The organism is Aliiglaciecola litoralis (genome assembly GCF_039523355.1).
GTDB classification, from domain to species: domain Bacteria; phylum Pseudomonadota; class Gammaproteobacteria; order Enterobacterales; family Alteromonadaceae; genus Aliiglaciecola; species Aliiglaciecola litoralis.
On the sequence record NZ_BAAAFD010000005.1, the window covers coordinates 160,143 to 177,264 of the forward strand.

The window sequence follows — 17,122 nt, forward strand, 5'->3', positions numbered from 1 at the left end:
TTAACTAATTCAATGGGAATTGCTATTTATTGTTTCTTTTATTCGATCATACAGCTTTCTCTTGTATTTTTTATACTTTAAGTAAGAAAATCTGGCTATCGACATACTATGGAAAGTGTTTAATACGCTACCTAAAATCTCAGATGCATCCTCAACACTAATCGAATTATCATGGCTCTTTAAAAATTGTTGATCATCTTGCGAAAAAAGAGCCCCATCTAATCCAAGGTATTGTGCCAATTGCGAATTAGATAAGTCATACATTCTCATTATGTTTTCTGATAGTTTAGAGTCCAAACCAATTGGTCTATTTAATCTTTCCGATTTTGGTCGTTGCCAGTTTAATTTTTTAAATGAATACCAACTAGGCTCTGCAAAGTTAAATAGAGCGCGATTGATTACTTGTCTATGCAGTGAAAATGCCTCATTAGTAGAAATCGCAGTGACAAGTGATTTATCTAGACCGCAATGATAGTAAAAATCAGTGACAATATCCCTAGCTACTAATTTTTCACGCTCGAAAACTCGAACGACAATATTGTCTTTACCAAAGGAATCTGCCCATAAACGCACCTTGTCATAATAATTTAAATAGTTTGCGTAATAAGGGGAGTGCTTTATTTCGTCAAGCAAGTGATCACCATAAAAGGTGCGGGCTGTGGAATGCAAGTATTTATAGCCCTGTTGAAAATGAGAAATAAAGTGACGGTCCTGACGGCGTAGATACATTATTATTTTAATGTCATCAAATATGTCATCGAATGCTTGTTTGATTTCTTGCACGTGTTCAGGCGAGTTTATCCAAGCCATTTCTTCAGCTGTGATAATCACGTTAGATGAAATCTTTTTTAGTTGACTACATATATTCAGGTCTAATTTTGCCGAAAAGTGTTCTTTTTCACCACTAAACTGAACCCACTTATTCGCATTTCCAGTAGGCTCTGACGCACCGTTAGGCGCATAATTAAAAAGGTGCCACTCTTGTTCCCGCAGTTTATGTTTATTTTGAAAAAGACTTTGTTGGATAGATGTACTTCCCGTTTTATGTAATCCAACGTGTAGAATGAGTTTTTTCAACTATTCAATCCTTCATGGTTTTATGCTTGGTTTTTGCTTTTTAACCATCGTAAATATTACAAGGTTATATAAAACATAAAAAAACGCGCTAGAGATGACGAATGCTGTTAACAACTCAAAAACGGTTTCGTTGAATATGAGCATGATAAAGAATCTAAATACCAGCGAAACTGTAACCAATATAAGAATAAAGTGTTGTTTTTCAAGAATCACTAAAGTTGATGCTAAAGGGTTGTACAGCAACTGAAAAAACTTAAACCCTAAAAGCAAATAAATAAAGGGTATCGCTCGCTTCCACTCCTCTGAAAATAGCGTCACTATTAATAGCTCAGAAAAAACGAATAATCCTAAAGTGACTGGTAAACCTACAATTATGAGTTTCTTTAGCATACTAAGATAGCTTGCTTTTAGTTCGTTTGCATGGAATGCATGACTTGCATGTTTGTAATAAACGCCTCTAAACGAATCCATTAACACACGATATGGAACCTCCACAATGCGAGTTGCGAGCATGAAAAAACCCACGTCCTCTAAGGTAAAAAATTTTGTGATCATGAAAACGGGCAGGTACAGAGATAAATTATTCAGAAAAACGCTTAAGGTATTTATTTTAGGAAATTTATCAAATCGTTTGGCAGCATACTTAATTCTAAGTCGGCTAATTCGAACGTTGATGAGCTTCCATTTTCCTTTCAATGCCAAATAAATTACTAAAACCATCGCCGTGGCGTGTGCCAGAGCTAACATTTCAAAACTGTTAGACAGATATCCCAAAATGACAGCCAAGATGCTGTAACTTGCTGTTTTAGCTAAGTTGTTTTGAGCAATACGAGAAAAATCAGCGAAACTCGCCAGCATTTGTTGGTTTAACAGCGTTACCCCATTTAAAAAAGTGAAGATAACAGCAATAGCGATAATGCTGCTGCTTTGGCCTAGTAACTTGTAATCCAAAAGAGTGCTGAGCAACACTAAGAGAGACAAAAATAAGGTGTTTATCGTTATTAAAAATAAGCTTAGAAACCAAACATTATTCGCTGCCGTTCGAGCTTTTGACAGTACCACAGCCATTTCGTACCGAAATGCGATGGCGGGTGATATGGTTAAGCTTAATGATACAGCAAAGTAAAAGACACCAAGCGTTTCTGGACTGTAAATACGCGTAATTACCGGAAGCATTGCTAAGGCGATGAGAGACGATAAAGTAGAACCTGATAACAAGGTTAAAATTGATGAGTTTGTCTCATTACCAAGTATGTGTTTTATTTTGTTTCTAATATTTTTAAGCACTTACTTGCATCTCAGGTTTAGGTATCAACGTTGGCTTATTATTTGAAGGGTTGGATAAATTATATACTGTCATTATTCAATGATTCATTGAACTAATAAAGAGAAACTGCATAAACAGTAGCGTTTTCTTGGCCAAAAGTAATTTAAAGCAGAACTTATTTTAGTTTCACCAAACTGTTTACTCATGCAAAGCTGCTTTATTCGAGGCTTCGAGTTGGATAGTTTGTTGTTGTAAGTGTTGAGTGACATTGCTTGCTGTTATCGGAAAGCCGATATTCGATTGTTGGTGTTGAGGGTAGTTGGAAAGCCAATTCATCACTTGGTCACCAAGGATTGTTTTATAGTGAGATGACTCCCACCAATAAATCGGTTCATGAGCCGCGGTAAAGTCTAAACTTTCTGTTGTGAGTTCGTTAATTAGCATAAAATCGATAAAAGGGAATGGCTGCTTGTTAAGCTCTTCTGCAACCAGCAAATTAATTTCAACAGTGCGTTTTTTATTTGACAGCAATCCAAAGCCAGGCAAGCTTAGTTCGGTGTCTAGTGTTAAATAGCGAGCGTGCACTGGATTAGTGAACAAGACTAAATTAATTTCTGATTGATGTGCTAACGTAAGTAACGATTTTAGGCTCGAAGTATTGCACACTGGATTTTTTTGTTTGCCCCCTGAACTTCGACTTGCTTCCCGGTTTTCTACACGTTGTTGAAGTGAATAACCATTTACTGAATTAAATAGAAATGTTTCTCTTTGTCCGGAGGGAGAAAAAAAAGAGACGTTTTCTCGCAGTACCTTAACTGAATTAACTAAGGTCTTGGTGGAAATCAGATACTTAAGTCGATATAACTGTGCTTTGAATTCTTGTATTGGCGAGTGGTAAAAGTGTATGTAAGTTTGAGCTGGTGAATTAGAGCATACGTAATCTACAGCTAAAAAAACGTTTTTGGGGTGATTCACATATAACAAGTGTTTGAACTGCTCTAATAGCTCATTCATTCCAATTCCAGCTACGGCAAAATTATAACTGTCAGCACCACCTATTATGGTTGTATCTGAACTATAAAGGTTTCTAGAATTTCCCAATAATATTGTTGAGGGTTGCTTGATTTTTACCTGCCAAGGCTTAAATTGTCTTTCATAACCTGCAGCAATAACCGTAGGAGGCTTTAAACTCATCATAGATAGCGGATCAATTGTAAAATTGATCGTTGCGATAATAACAAGTAAAACGGCTAAGCTGGTAAACCACGACCATATATATTTTTGGAGTATGCTCATTATGTCCCGGTCCCGCTCACTTAGAAATTAAAATACAAAAATTCTGAGAGTTCGCTGATTAATCCAAAACTGATAAAGAATTGAGCAGCGAAAAAAGCAGAAACAGAAACACTCAGGTAACGACGTTTAGCCGTTGTGCAGAGCACAACATTTTCAACCCAAGTTATAATTTGATTGCTGTTTGGGAAAAGAAAAGCGATGCAAAATAGCATGGTTATAAGCCACCAAGCATAATAGTTACTTTTAGGTTGCGAACCGTGAACTTCTAAAAAACCAAACATTGATTTAAGTAAATGTAATGCGCCATCTAACGTTTCAGCCCTAAAAAACACCCATGCTACGATGACTGCAAATATGGTGAGAAGCCAATAAAATAGCTTTTCAACGGTAGACGGTGGAGCTGAAGAAAGTTTAATTCTAATTGCAGTATAAAAATGATTGATTACCAAGTATGAGCCATGCAGAAAACCCCATATAATAAAGTTCCATCCAGCACCATGCCATAAGCCACCTAAAACCATCGTAAGCATTAAATTTAAATATCGTCGACTTTTGCCTGTCCTGCTACCTCCAAGTGGTATGTAAAGGTAATCCCGAAGAAAGCGGCTTAATGTTATATGCCACCGACGCCAAAATTCGACAATGCTAGTTGATTTGTATGGCGAGTTGAAATTTTCAGGTAATTTAATACCAAACAACCTTGCCAAGCCTAATGCCATATCTGAATAGCCTGAAAAATCGAAATATAGCTGCAATGTATATGCGCAGACTCCTTGCCATGCTAAAGCGACTGACATCGTAATACCGCCATTTGCTGCGGAAAAAACTGGAGTGGCATAAACTGCAACATTATCGGCTAGCGCTACTTTCTTAAAAAGGCCGATGCTAAAAAGTGTTAGTCCAATCGAGATGTGATTTGCATTAGGTTTAAAACTCGATTCATTAAAAAACTGTGGCAGCATTTCTTTGTGATGGACAATGGGTCCGGCTATGAGTTGCGGGAAAAAAGTGACGAAAAGGCAGTATTCTAAAAAACTGTGATGCTCGATCTCTTTTCGATATGAGTCCACTAAGTATGCAATTTGTTGAAATGTGAAAAAGGAAATTGCTAGAGGAAGTATAATTTTTGAAAAGTAGATATCATCCACAAGCAATACATTTACTTGGCTTACGAAGAAATTGGCATACTTGTAATAACCAAGCAAAAGCAAATTCGCCGATACTCCGCATGTAAGTAACAATTTAGACTTGAATTTTGATAATGTTAGCCATTTGGAAATGGCTTTTGCAAAAGCATAATTGCATGCGATGGATAATATAATCAGGGCGAGATATTCTACTTTCCACCATCCATAAAAAAACAGTGAAGCTAAAATTAAAAAGCTTATCGATATCCGTCGATGTATGTTGGATAAAGCAAAAAATAAAACAAAACAGATGGGCAAAAAGAGCAAGATAAACTCATGAGAATTAAATAACACTCGAATTTTCCTTAATTCTTAATTCTTACGAGTATGTGGAAAATAAGCATACAACATACCAGCCTTATGTCAAAAGTGAATACCGGTTGAATATTAGAGTGCCTATCGATGGAATTTTTTAGTCATGCTGTTCGATGAACTCTCGTATTTAAAAAAATTATCCTCAGCGAGAAAAAACTATTAATTTTATTAAGCTTAAGCGGAAAAAACTTGGTTACTAAGTCGCACTCATTGCAGATACGGAAATGTGAAATAAACCTAGGTAAAACTAACATGTATCTCGCTTTTAGCTCATTAAATACGTTAGTATGGGTATCACTTCAATAGTGCAAACCATCACAAATATTCTAGGGAAGTATGAGCATCATAGCGCGATCTGCAAAATGGACAACGATGGCGACTTTAGTAAATATAGCCTTGCAACTCTTGCAATTGGCGATACTTGCTCGATATATTGAGACTGCTGTCTTTGGTCAATTTGCTATTCTAAACGTGTTCGTCGAGATTTTTGCGGCCGTCGCCCTAGGTGGTATTTCCAATTATTTGATGCATAATCGCGCTGTAACAGAAAACGAAAGAAATACGATTTTTTTACTTTCCATTATCGTTGGCCTAATTTCTTTTTTCGTCGTTTTAATCGTCGCTTATCCGTTTCTTTACTTAATTAACCAAGTTGAATTAATACATCCACTGTCTATTCTCAGTGTGCTATTAATCATTCATGCCGTGGGTTCACAATATCAAACCTTGGCATTGCTGAGTTTCAAACACCATACGTTAGCCAAAATAGATATTTTCTCTCGCGTTATTGCGTTTATCGTTGCCTTGCTGACTATGGATTTGGGCTTATATTGTCTTATTGGTGCAGCGCTTAGCTTTCAGTTTACTCGTCTGTTAGCTATTTTCATTGCATTTAGTGACATTGCCAACTTAACATTAAGTTGGCAGCCAAGTATCTTAAAAAATGCGATTCGTTTTGGAATGTATGATCTTGGTGGTCAGTGGTTAAATATAACAAGAAGACAGATTGATACAATCATTTTGTCAATGATCCTACCGCTTCAAGATCTAGGTGCGTACCACTTAATAAAACAATTGGCCAGCAAGCCAGCACAGGCAATTCAGCCGATTGTTAATAAGTTAGCACTACCGTTATTCAGTCACGTACAAGAGTCACAGGAGCGGTTTGTTACCGCCTATTATGATATTTTCCGTGTGCAAGCGTTTGTCTTATCCCTGTTTTATGCTCCTTTAGTTGGAGCTTCACATTTTGCTCTATACGTGATTTACGGTGAAGAACTAGCGAGCCACTATACACCTGTGCTAGCAGCTTTATCTCTTTTTTGGTTCGTTCGAACTGCGTCCTCAAACCTAAATGGTCCGGTTGTGCAAGTTTCAGGCAAGACACATTTGAGTTTTTATTGGAATCTGTATATTTTGCCTTTGAACGCCATAGTTATGTACTTTTCATCAGGGTTCGGAATATTTACCCTTGTCACATCGATGCTTATTTTTCAGCTGCTATGTGTTCCTGCTGCGCAATACTTTGTCATCAACAAAGTTCTCAACGTTCAAATTGGGCGTGTAGTTTGGATGATGATAAAGCCTATGTCGATTTTGGTATTAGGAATCTATGCAGTTAGTATCGTTATCGCTCAACTCGATATGGGAAACTTCTTAGTAAGTCTCTGCGTTTATGGGATATCTTTCTCTGTGCTTACGTTCGCAATCTATGAATTTGATAAATCAATCAAAAATAGCTTGGAAAATCTGAAAAATGAAAAAATATAAAGAAACCCACAATCATTCATGAGCTTAATTTGGTCAATAATATTTGGATACAAGACACTTTAAACCTATGAAAATACTGCATTACATCAGGCGTTATCTCCCTATCTCTCAAACGTTTGTTCAAACGGTACTGGAAAACGGAGCACGGTTGGGAAACCAGAATGCAATAATGACCCATGTTGTAATGAAGTCCAATAAAGCTACCAACGAGATGCTCTATGATGTATCGACGCATTACAGCAACTCTCTGATGCGGAAAGCGGTTAATCTAATTCATTTTCTCAGAGGGCGATGTCACAATACGGACTTTAAAGCGGCAGACAATATACTCCAAGAATTTCAACCAGAAATTATTCACTGCCATTTTGGTACCGCCGCTTATTTTCTATATTACATTCAGCAAGTCTGCAAAAATGAAACGCCAGTTGTTTTATCGATGCACGGATTTGATGTTTTTGTCGAGAGCGAAGCGTTTTATCCTTATGAAAAGATCATTAAAAAACACGCGCAAAATAATAGATTGATAGTGACAGTACCAAGCAAATTTTTGAAAAAGCATGCAGTGTCACGTTTTGGCTTTGATGAAGAGTCGGTCAGGGTAGTACACAATGGCTTTGATTCAACACTTTTTTACGAGTCTTATCTGCCATTTTGTGCAGGTCAAACTTTTAAGATTATTCACGTCGGAAGGTTTATAGACTTAAAAGGTCAGAAGTATTTAATCGAGGCAATTTCGGAACTGAAAAAACGAGGAATTACCTGTGTAGAAGCTGTGTTCATTGGGGAAGGCGAAACCTTAAGCCATTGTAAGTGGCTTGCGAAGTCTCTCAACGTGGAAGAGAGTTGCCACTTTAAAGGAGCCGTGAATCATGTTGATATCTTTAAGTTTGTAAGTCAAAGCCATTTATATGTTCATACATCAATAACTGCTAGTAACGGCCATGCAGAAACATTTGGTGTTGCCGTTCTAGAAGCCGTTGCTTCTGGGAAACCCGTTGTGTATTTTGGATCTGGCGGTACACCTGAGATATTTGAAGATTCGAGTGGGATTTTTTACAAACAGGTACAAGAGAAATCTTTAGACGATTTAGTCGAAGCCTTAGGGTATTTTGTTGAATATTACCCTTCCCTGGATTTTGCAGCCCTTCAAAACGCGCGAGATATGATTGTAGAACGGTTCAATGATATTAGATGTGCTAAGCAGTTGCAGTCTATTTATTCAGAACTTTTAGGAAGAGCACCAAACATTGAGGGAAGAAGTCAGCAGCCCACACAGCAATAAATGAATTTTTGGCGTGTTAAAGTGTTTTGGCGTAAAATTAGATAAATGTAAGCTGGACGGTTAATCCAACTTCTCATACCCGTGCTTGCTGAAGACACTTCAAAAAGCGCTTCAATCAGCATATAGTTGACTCATAAGCGTGTAGAGAATTCTCAAGCGTTTTTCAATGGTTAAGTTTTAATTTAACTATTGAATATTGCCTTGCGCTGATTATTTAGCAAAGCTCACAGTTTTTTTAAGGCTTAGAAAACTATGCGTCATCATTTAAATGGAAGTTCTATACTGGTCATACTGATAAGTGTGACTTTAGTCTTTGCTGCATTGGTGAGTGTTGTAACCTTTAAATACGACCTGCATACCAATAGCCATGTTACTGCTGCTTGGAACATGGAAGTGGAACTCATCTATCGTTATTTTTGGACTAAAACTTTCGGTAGTTGGGAGTTATACGCCGCATTTGCGATAGTGTTTGTTGCACAGCAATTTATTCCAGCCCAAGATTCACATGACAGCGTTCGCCACATTAAAATCGATCTAATTTGGACGTTTGTTTGGATCGCCAATATGTGTCTATTTATGCCACTATACTGGTACGGTTTGAAAACGACAGCCGCACCACTTATCGACTGGGTTCGCCAATTACAAATTAGCCTGCCTAAGTGGCAAGTCATTGTGCTTGGTTACTTTGTTGCTGATTTTTTGGGTTGGTTCCACCACTTAATTCGCCACAAAATTTTGTTGTTCTGGGAATTTCATAAAATTCATCATTCTCAAACCTTTATGAATCCTTTGACGGTAACCAGAGTGCACCCATTTGATCAATTTATAGCCCGCACCATTAAATTGTTACCTACCGTTTTCTTCAAAGATGGGCTTAGCATTGCGATTGGCTATATGTTTTTTCATGAACTGCAAGACCGATTGGTTCACTCAAACATCAAAAGCAATTGGGGATGGTTGCGTTATGTGCTGGTAACACCTCAGTCACACCGAGTTCATCACTCTGGTGAAAAAGAATATTATGATAAGAATTTTGGCGTGTCGTTTAGCATCTGGGATCACCTTTTTGGAACCCAGTGTAAAGATTATAACGTTTACCCAACCACAGGCGTCCCAGACCCTAACTTTCCATGCGAAACAAAAGTAAAAGGCTCTTTGTTTAAAGTTGTCATGTTGCAGCTTATTTATCCAATTACACGCTGCAGAAAAATGATTTTTCGGAGCGAAAAGCAAGCAATACCACTTGAATAGTCGTAGGTCAGTCGATTATCTTTCCAACGGAAAATCAACCGAAGTTTAAACTGGCTTTTTGTAAGAGAAGAGTTCGAAATCTTTATTATAAAGTTGCGAGATTTTCTGCTTAGACTCATCTGAAAGAACTAAATCTTGGTCTGTGTGTTTTGATGTATTAACTTTTTTCAGCTTGCGATGAATGTTCAATACTTTACATATATGTGCGAAGTCCTGTTCCAGACTTTCAAAGCGTCCGACAAAATCTACTTTAATATTGTAATGTTCATCACAAATAAAAGTATATTGAGGCTTAAATAGAAGTTGATTTGATAACAGATCAACACTCATGTAGTGCATGACAAAGTCATTAATGTTTTTAAATTTAGCATTAATTAAATCTGCCGTTTTCAAATCTCCTCGACCGTTACCGCCGTTTTTTAGATATTTGTATATTGATAAGACGCGATCTGTTGGCTCTCTTACAATCGTAAAGGTGAATGACTTTTCAAATAGTGCTTTGTTAGATGCAATAAACGTTTGGACGTTAGCATGGTCTCTTTGAATATGCGTATTCTTGCCGTTCAAAGTTTGAAGTATGCTGGTGCCTGCGGCCTTAGGAATATGAATAAATACACATTTGTGTTTCGTCATATAATTTCTGTATGGGTACAAATCAAAATGTTGGAGAATAAATAAATGGAAGTATCGTTTCACTTTTGACATTGTATTCGACTGTAAGTAGGTTTTGAGTTTAACATCGATGGTTTATTGTGCTTATTACCCTTCATTGGCGGGATAATAACTATAATCAAAAACGTCGAGTTAAAACTGCTGACAGCCTATAGTGTCATTTTTTAGTAAAAAGAGCCAATGCTAAACGGACTCTAGGCTTGCATTAAAATCTAACTTTGAACGAGTTAATAATGACAAACGTTATAAACTGAAAGTGACTTAAAACGCAATTCTAACGGAGAATTAAAAATGAAAGGAATGTTACGAGCTCTGGCTCGGCGATCTTTGTCATATGTGTCACCGTCCCCGTCAAGAGAATTGGTTTCGCGATTAGCTGGCGACAATGCTAACAATAATGATTACAAACGTTATGTGATTTTTGGACACCAGCGCTGTGGATCGTCGGTACTAACTTCAGGGCTAAAGTCTCACCCTGGTGTCAAAGCTTTTGCTGAGGTTTTTACTTCCAACCATATCACCTTCAATTATCCAGGTTACGACAATAAGTCACTTTCTATGTTGGCATTACGAGATCGTGATAATCGAAAGTTTCTTGAAGAAATAATTTTTTGTCCTCAACAAGCAAATGTTGAGGCTGTAGGGTTTAAGGTTTTCCCCGACCAAATAGATAAACAAAGATTTCAGGACGTCTGGCGATGGCTTGCTGACAACGAAAATGTCTCACTAATTATGCTTAACCGAGATAACTCCTTAGCTACGCTATGCTCGGTTACCATTGCAAAAAAAACCGGTGTGTGGGGGATTAATGACGCAACTAAGCGCCCAACTTTGACCATCACGTTAAGTATTCCAGAATGTGAGAAATTTTTTGAGCAACGTGAGTTGTACGCACAAATGGTAAGAGATAAGTTTAAAGATCGAGAACTACTCGAAATCAGTTACGAAACCTTTGCTTCAGATATTCCTAAACACTTTAATCTGGTTCAGGAATTTATAGGTATTAATCCAATTGAACTACCCGTCAATGATCTGAAAAAGGAAACTCGTTCACTTTCTCAAATTATTGATAATTACGAAGAATTAAAAGCGCACTTCAGCGCTACCCGTTGGCAATCTTATTTTGTTGATTGATATATTTAAAGGCGCTCAGTGGTATTTATTAAACCGAAAATCAATCCCAATCTAAAAAACAGGGTATAGAGCTTAAGGTAGTAAAAAAAGCCGATTAACTTAACCTTTGTTATGGCCGAAAGTTTGATGTCTGCTTGTTGCATTTGACGAATGTTTTTCATCGGTGGCATTGCCGCTTCTAGCAGACCTAGCGGTTGAAAGAGTCTATCTTTTTTTACATGTTTGTGATTATGATAAAAGCCGCCAAACAAACGCCTAAGTTTGGTCTTAATTTGTTTGATACTGTGCCGCGCTGGGTGTGCAACTTGGCTTTTCTCACAATATGCTAACTCAAAATCAGATTGCTGCATTCGCAAACACCAATCTTTGTCTCCACTTGACATTAATTGGTCATTAAAAGGACCTGTTTTTTCAAGCGCGATCCGTCGAATAATCAAATTGGCAGTGACGGAGAATCTATCTTTAAGAATATAACTTTGTTGATTGAAACCTGTCACCATGTCGTAGTATTCACAAAGATTAGGTCGTTCGTTTTCTGCAAACAAAACTACTTTTCCACCTACAGCACCCACCGTTTCAGACGCACTGTGCAAACAATGGATAGAGGCTTCCAGCCAATTTGGCTGAGGAATACAGTCAGAATCTGTAAACGCAATAAAGTCTGCGTCTATGTTTTCTAATGCTCTGTTTCTTGCTGCATATGAACCAGGTTTGGCTTCAAACAAATATTGTGCAAACGGAAATTCTTGAACAACCGACTTGATATCCTCGCTTGAATTATTGTCGACTACCAAAACATCAAATAACTCTGTCGGGTAGGTTTGCTGTGATAACGCCGTCAAACAAAGCTTTAACCGTTTGGTATCGTTAAAAACAGGGATAATGACAGCAACTTTTGAACTGCTCACGGAAGTCTTCCTGTTTTGTGTGAAAGGCTTTTCAAAAATAATTCTGTTTCCAAAGCGGCTTCTTTCCAAGAGCGATAAGTGTCATTTGCACCATTTCCACTTAATAAATGCTCTAGATCAGAAATGCTATTTGATGGAATTAGCCGTCCATAGGTATGGGGGATATCTTGTTCTGAGAGATTCGTTATGACGCATAATCCATTAGCTAGATATTCATAAATTTTTAACGGACTATTATAGAACGGAAGGCCCAAATCCTCATATTTTTGCATATCATAGTAGGCAATCCCAGCCATTGAATGGGACACTGCATAAGCTATTTCATCTCGCGAAGGATTTCTTAGGAAATAAACGTGTTCTCCAGAAAAGGATTTTGCCAGTTCCCCATTAACACTATTGTCCACAATAATAAGCCCAATATGATTATTGCTGCATTGCTCGCTTAGTCTTTGCGCTTCACTTAAGCCTTGAATGTATTCAAAATTCGCCACCCATATTATCCGTTTTGGAAATGTTAAGTAAAACGATTCCAACTTCGGTTCTGGGGAATATGAGTTAAACGTCTTTTCATCGAATTTTTCTCCACCATTTGGAATTACCACTACGTTTGAATAGCCATACTCTTGCAATAGGTGTTGTTTGAGGGCATCGCTGACAGTGACTATGCCGTCAGTAAAGCGCAACAAAAATTTGAAATGCTTTTTACCTCGGTTCATAAGTTCTTGCTGCTGCACATCAAACCCTAGCTCTTCAAAAGGTGCATTAAATTCCAAAACTAGTTTTTTCCCTAAAAGCTTAAAGAACAAGCCAATGCTGTTGACGGTGTAAGGGTGTTTGAGACTAATTCTTAAATATGCGGTTTTACTGTATAGCAGAGCCCTAAGCCAATTTTTGGGTTTTTTTAAGGACTTTGTAAAACCATCGTTTTGTGTGTGAGCAACGAATATTTCATAGCCCAACGAATCAAGAGATTTGGCCAAATTGTACCCGTGAACATCAGCCCCTAAAACAATTGGGTGGAATCGTTTGTACAAAAAAACGATTCCTGAACGAGGGGCAACTCGGTATCTGAGCCATTTTGCTTTCACATAGCCAATAACGTAAAAGGGAAGTAATAATGCTAAGGCGAGGTAGTCATATATAGAAAAGCCATCTACAGCATTATTCGGAGCCGGTTTACCGCCTCGTAATGCTCTGGAATAACCGCCATAATACATACGTTTGGCAATCCAACTAAAAGTTAATCTCTCGGGTAAAACCTGATGCTGAACTACTGCATTGCCAACATAAATTATTTTGAGACCAGCTTCAGTGGCCAGCGCACAAAGCTCTGTTTCTTCACCGCCTAAAAGTTTGCCGTCTTTGCGGCCAAGGTTTTCATCAAATTGGGCAAGATCACCAAGTAACCTAATATTTAATCCAAAACTAGCACCAACAACCTTGGCGACTATTTTGGTTTCCTCACCTAATTCCAACATGGAATATTGGTCGAGTACGACTTTACTTTTATGCAGAAAATTCGTTTTACGATGCCACTTGGGTACTATTTGACCGCCGGCAATTGCAGCTTTCTCAGTTAGCATGGCATTGGTCATCCCGGCGGCCCAGTCTTTGTGTGCTAATGCATCAGTATCGATGTAGAGTAAAATATCAGTAGTACATAGACGGATGGCCTCATTGCGGGCGAAGGATAGGCTTTTAGCGGGAATAACATGATAGTCCAATTCAATATCAGGAGATGAATTCTCTAGGCAGAACTTAGAAACCTCAATGCTTTCCTTCTGATCCAATACCAATACTTTCATCTTAATGTTGTCTTGCGCCGCAAGCGTTTCAAGCGTTTCAAGAAATAACCAGTCGGGCTCACCATAACGAGTGAGGGTTGTCGTGATCTGATGAACTGGAGTTTTCATAGCGGTGATTTACCTTTACTCATTAGCTTTTTGTATAAGGTAAGGGTGTCTTGTGCTACACGTTGCCAACTAAAATAGCTTTCAGTCTCTGCGATACATCGACGACTGAAATCTTGCCGCTGTTGAGCTGTCCACTTTTCGATTTCAAGAACCTTGGTTTGCCACTGCTGAACATTATCATGCTCGACTAAAAAACCAGTTTTACCATCTAATACAGCGCATGTGATCCCGTCAATATTTGATGCCAATAACGGAATGCCTTGCATGGAAAGTTCGGCTGCGACTAAACCAAAACCCTCCACATCGGTTGCATTTTCACTCGGTTGATTTGGCATAACGGCCAGCATGCATTGCTGTTTCAAAATGTTAAGGCTTTGTTCTGAAACGTATCCCATCATCTCTACTCGGTGGCAATTTAACAGGCCTCCTTCTTCGCTCTGATCCCACGTTTTTCCAACCACTTTCATGGTGATATGTTCAGGCAACCCTGGCAGCACGTTTTTCGCAAACCATAGCGCGCCTTTTCGTACCACTAATCTGCCTAAAAATAAGATACTTGAATCGTGGTCAGAAGAGGTGAGCGGAGGCAAGTGTGTGTTAACACCTAATGGAATAATTTCAACAGGAGAAAATCCAGCAGAGATGCAAAGTCGACCTGTATTTTCACTGTTGGCAATGAAATAATCAGCACAATATAGCTTTTGCATTGTGTGTTGATAAACTCGATAAATCGCGGGTAATAATCCTCGTCTATTGCCATACAAAATATCTAAACCGTGGATCATGATTACTGTTTTTGTTTTGGGCGCTAATATTTTGCTAATCCAACCCAATGGAGCTAAAACGAAATCCCCTATATGGACAACGTCATAGCGTTTGGCATTGAACACCAAGAAAAATAGACTGGAGATAAAAAAAACGAGAATTGCTATCGGGCTGGGGGGAGAGCCATCTTCTTTACCGGGCAATTTCCTGATGGTTAGATCTACGTGATTTTCAAGTTGCTTACAAAGCTCAACACTATATGTCTCCATGCCACCTACTGCAGGTGGCCATTTCCTCGTGACAAAGAGTACTTTCACTTATATTCCTTAGGGCTTATTGTTCGGTTTTTTGCTCTCTTGCAGTTCCAACTCAATACGCCGCACTTTTTCTAACGTTTGCTCGATTAACTGGCGATTAAAATTAGTTAAATCGGCCAAAAAGGCGATCAAAAAGGTAATAAACCCAAGGATAATCAGTGTGCCACCCAATACTAGGGATTGAACATGGCCTTCGCCATTGCCGGTAAAATAGAAAAACAGAAACCTCACGACCGGGATCAAACCCAAAATAGTCAGAATGGAGCCGATAAAAAAGAACACCTTGAGCGGCTGGTACATAGTGTACATGCGCACAATTGTGGTTAGCTGGCGTTCGATAAACTTGGGAATACTGGTAAATAAGCGCGACTCGCGGGTTTTAGCATTGGTTTCAACGGGCACAGAGGTGATCGCCATGTGCTTTTTACCCGCTTGAATTAAAGCCTCTATGGTATAACTAAATGGCGATACAATATTTAATTGCAGCGCGGCTTCTCTGCTGTAAGCTCGAAATCCACTCACCGCATCGGGCACATTGACGCCAGACAAGGTTTTTACGACATAGCTGCCAAGTCGTTGTAGGAACTTTTTTAGCGGTGAAAAATGGTTGATTTGGGCAGTTCTGCGATCACCTACTACCACATCAGCATTGCCGTCTAAAATAGGCTGAATTAGCTTGGGAATATCCCAACCCGCATATTGGTTATCACCATCGGTATTGACAATAATATCAGCCCCACGTTTCAAACATTCGTCGATACCTTTGCGGAAGGTACGAGCCAGACCACGATTGTTTTTGTTGATGATTATGTGATCTACACCGAGTTTTTTGGCTACTTCAATGGTGTTGTCTTTGGAGCCATCATCTATGATCATGACCTCCACTTTATCGATACCAGGGATGCTTTTAGGAATATCATTAAAGGTAGCGGGTAGCGTATGCTCTTCGTTGTAACACGGTATTTGTACGATCAGTTTCAATGTTTCGTCCTATTAACAGTCACAAAAGCTGGATTAATCACAGCGTTTAAACAGCACATCCCGGAAGGGTTTATTACCCAAAAAGTGTTTAAAAAATAACACAATTGCTGAAAGTTTAAGCCTTTTTAGCATAGATTGACAATTGCCTATATAGGCTTGACGGTTGTCAGACAACATTTCTTTCACTCGTTCACGATTCTCTTTGGTCATGGTCAGGTGATTGAGTAAATAATATCGGTAATTTATTTCATCAAACAACCGCTTGCTTAAATGGGCGCTTCCCCATTTAGCACCAGAAAACAAGTTTATGCCTTCTCCGCAATGGGTCGTGATTTTCGATGTAAAGGTAATCTTATCGCTATCTTGCGCAATATCGAGCCACATTAAGTAGTCTTCACCGGCAAAGGTGAAATCGGTTTTAAAGCGTTTGTCGGGATGCTTGTGTTTATCATAGAAAACCGATGAAGCACCAATCACATTAGCCGTGGTGATTTGTTTAACAATGTCCCCTTTGTATTGGAAGTTGTGCTCACCCTCAGCGGGTAAATGCTCACTGGGATCTATGTATCCCGCTCGTTCAAATGCTCCCACGGTTTGACCAATGTGAGTGAAATTACAAAAATGGAAATCGCTGCCGCCTTGCAGTGCTGGTAACGCCAAAGCCAGATGCTCTGGTAGCCATTCATCGTCAGCATCAAGGAACGCCACATAGCGTGAACTGCGCTTTACCTTTTCAATTCCTGCATTACGAGCAGATGCCACTCCGCCATTGCTTTGCTGCACTACCAATAACTTTTGCTTTAATTTTGGGAACTCATCTAGCTGAGCCACTTCTGATTGCGCATCAATGGGAGAACCATCATCTACTACTATGATTTGCTCAATATGTTCGAACGCCGTTTGCTGCATCACACTTTTAAGCGCGCGGACTAACAGCCCAGCTTGACGCTGATAGTAGGGAATAACTACTGTGATCAAATCGGTCAT

Annotated in this window: 14 protein-coding genes; 4 read left to right on the forward strand and 10 right to left on the reverse strand. The window is 38.8% G+C overall.

Annotated elements, in window-relative coordinates:
- Positions 1-9 precede the first annotated feature (9 nt).
- From ABD036_RS10515 to ABD036_RS10530, 4 genes are all read right to left on the reverse strand, one after another.
- Positions 10-1,077 carry a hypothetical protein gene (locus tag ABD036_RS10515; RefSeq protein WP_343859612.1) on the reverse strand — a complete coding sequence of 356 codons (1,068 nt, stop codon included), beginning with the start codon at positions 1,075-1,077 and terminating at the stop codon, positions 10-12.
- 12 nt (positions 1,078-1,089) lie between these two features.
- Positions 1,090-2,364, reverse strand: coding sequence for a lipopolysaccharide biosynthesis protein (locus tag ABD036_RS10520; protein ID WP_343859614.1), 1,275 nt, complete (start codon positions 2,362-2,364; stop codon positions 1,090-1,092).
- A 178-nt stretch (positions 2,365-2,542) separates the two neighbouring features.
- A complete protein-coding gene (locus ABD036_RS10525) occupies positions 2,543-3,358 on the reverse strand; it encodes a hypothetical protein (protein WP_343859615.1) in 816 nt (271 codons plus the stop codon).
- A 302-nt stretch (positions 3,359-3,660) separates the two neighbouring features.
- Entirely contained in the window at positions 3,661-5,121 is a 1,461-nt protein-coding gene (locus tag ABD036_RS10530; RefSeq protein WP_343859617.1) for an MBOAT family O-acyltransferase, read from the reverse strand.
- A 357-nt stretch (positions 5,122-5,478) separates the two neighbouring features.
- Between ABD036_RS10530 and ABD036_RS10535 the strand changes: the two genes are divergently transcribed.
- The 3 genes from ABD036_RS10535 (at position 5,479) to ABD036_RS10545 (ending at position 9,445) form a co-directional block, all read left to right on the forward strand.
- Positions 5,479-6,912: an oligosaccharide flippase family protein gene (locus ABD036_RS10535; protein ID WP_343859619.1), complete on the forward strand. Its 1,434-nt coding sequence runs from the start codon at positions 5,479-5,481 to the stop codon at positions 6,910-6,912.
- Between the two features lie 67 nt (positions 6,913-6,979).
- Positions 6,980-8,194 carry a glycosyltransferase family 4 protein gene (locus tag ABD036_RS10540; protein ID WP_343859621.1) on the forward strand — a complete coding sequence of 405 codons (1,215 nt, stop codon included), beginning with the start codon at positions 6,980-6,982 and terminating at the stop codon, positions 8,192-8,194.
- Positions 8,195-8,446: 252 nt separating this feature from the next.
- Positions 8,447-9,445 carry a sterol desaturase family protein gene (locus tag ABD036_RS10545; RefSeq protein WP_343859624.1) on the forward strand — a complete coding sequence of 333 codons (999 nt, stop codon included), beginning with the start codon at positions 8,447-8,449 and terminating at the stop codon, positions 9,443-9,445.
- Positions 9,446-9,490: 45 nt separating this feature from the next.
- Here ABD036_RS10545 and ABD036_RS10550 read toward each other — a convergent pair whose 3' ends face one another.
- Entirely contained in the window at positions 9,491-10,078 is a 588-nt protein-coding gene (locus ABD036_RS10550) for a sulfotransferase family 2 domain-containing protein (RefSeq protein WP_343859627.1), read from the reverse strand.
- 330 nt (positions 10,079-10,408) lie between these two features.
- On the opposite strand from ABD036_RS10550, the gene ABD036_RS10555 reads away from it, so the two are divergent.
- Positions 10,409-11,251 carry a hypothetical protein gene (locus tag ABD036_RS10555; RefSeq protein WP_343859629.1) on the forward strand — a complete coding sequence of 281 codons (843 nt, stop codon included), beginning with the start codon at positions 10,409-10,411 and terminating at the stop codon, positions 11,249-11,251.
- Between the two features lie 5 nt (positions 11,252-11,256).
- Here ABD036_RS10555 and ABD036_RS10560 read toward each other — a convergent pair whose 3' ends face one another.
- From ABD036_RS10560 to ABD036_RS10580, 5 genes are read right to left on the reverse strand one after another with little or no spacing between them, the layout of a single operon-like run.
- Positions 11,257-12,159, reverse strand: a complete 903-nt coding sequence (locus tag ABD036_RS10560) for a glycosyltransferase family 2 protein (RefSeq protein ID WP_343859631.1) — start codon at positions 12,157-12,159, stop codon at positions 11,257-11,259.
- Complete coding sequence (locus ABD036_RS10565) at positions 12,156-14,072, reverse strand: glycosyltransferase (RefSeq protein WP_343859633.1); 1,917 nt, start codon at positions 14,070-14,072, stop codon at positions 12,156-12,158. The genes ABD036_RS10560 and ABD036_RS10565 overlap by 4 nt, the downstream gene beginning before the upstream one ends.
- Positions 14,069-15,154 (reverse strand): glycosyltransferase family 4 protein, encoded by a 1,086-nt coding sequence (locus ABD036_RS10570; RefSeq protein WP_343859636.1) that lies wholly within the window; start codon positions 15,152-15,154, stop codon positions 14,069-14,071. The genes ABD036_RS10565 and ABD036_RS10570 overlap by 4 nt, the downstream gene beginning before the upstream one ends.
- Positions 15,155-15,163: 9 nt before the next feature.
- The gene (locus ABD036_RS10575) at positions 15,164-16,135 is read right to left on the reverse strand and encodes a glycosyltransferase family 2 protein (protein WP_343859639.1); all 972 of its coding nucleotides are present in this window, start codon (positions 16,133-16,135) and stop codon (positions 15,164-15,166) included.
- Positions 16,136-16,168: 33 nt separating this feature from the next.
- On the reverse strand, positions 16,169-17,122 hold the full coding sequence (locus ABD036_RS10580) for a glycosyltransferase family 2 protein (RefSeq protein WP_343859641.1): 954 nt from the start codon (positions 17,120-17,122) through the stop codon (positions 16,169-16,171).

Bases quoted from the DNA above. Each gene is read 5' to 3' on its own strand.
- ABD036_RS10525 (WP_343859615.1), bottom strand. From the start codon at position 3,358: ATGAATGAGCTATTAGAGCAGTTCAAACACTTGTTATATGTGAATCAC.
- ABD036_RS10545 (WP_343859624.1), top strand. From the start codon at position 8,447: ATGCGTCATCATTTAAATGGAAGTTCTATACTGGTCATACTGATAAGT.
- ABD036_RS10580 (WP_343859641.1), bottom strand. From the start codon at position 17,122: ATGACCGATTTGATCACAGTAGTTATTCCCTACTATCAGCGTCAAGCT.
- ABD036_RS10555 (WP_343859629.1), top strand. From the start codon at position 10,409: ATGAAAGGAATGTTACGAGCTCTGGCTCGGCGATCTTTGTCATATGTG.
- ABD036_RS10550 (WP_343859627.1), bottom strand. From the start codon at position 10,078: ATGACGAAACACAAATGTGTATTTATTCATATTCCTAAGGCCGCAGGC.
- ABD036_RS10535 (WP_343859619.1), top strand. From the start codon at position 5,479: ATGAGCATCATAGCGCGATCTGCAAAATGGACAACGATGGCGACTTTA.
- ABD036_RS10565 (WP_343859633.1), bottom strand. From the start codon at position 14,072: ATGAAAACTCCAGTTCATCAGATCACGACAACCCTCACTCGTTATGGT.
- ABD036_RS10540 (WP_343859621.1), top strand. From the start codon at position 6,980: ATGAAAATACTGCATTACATCAGGCGTTATCTCCCTATCTCTCAAACG.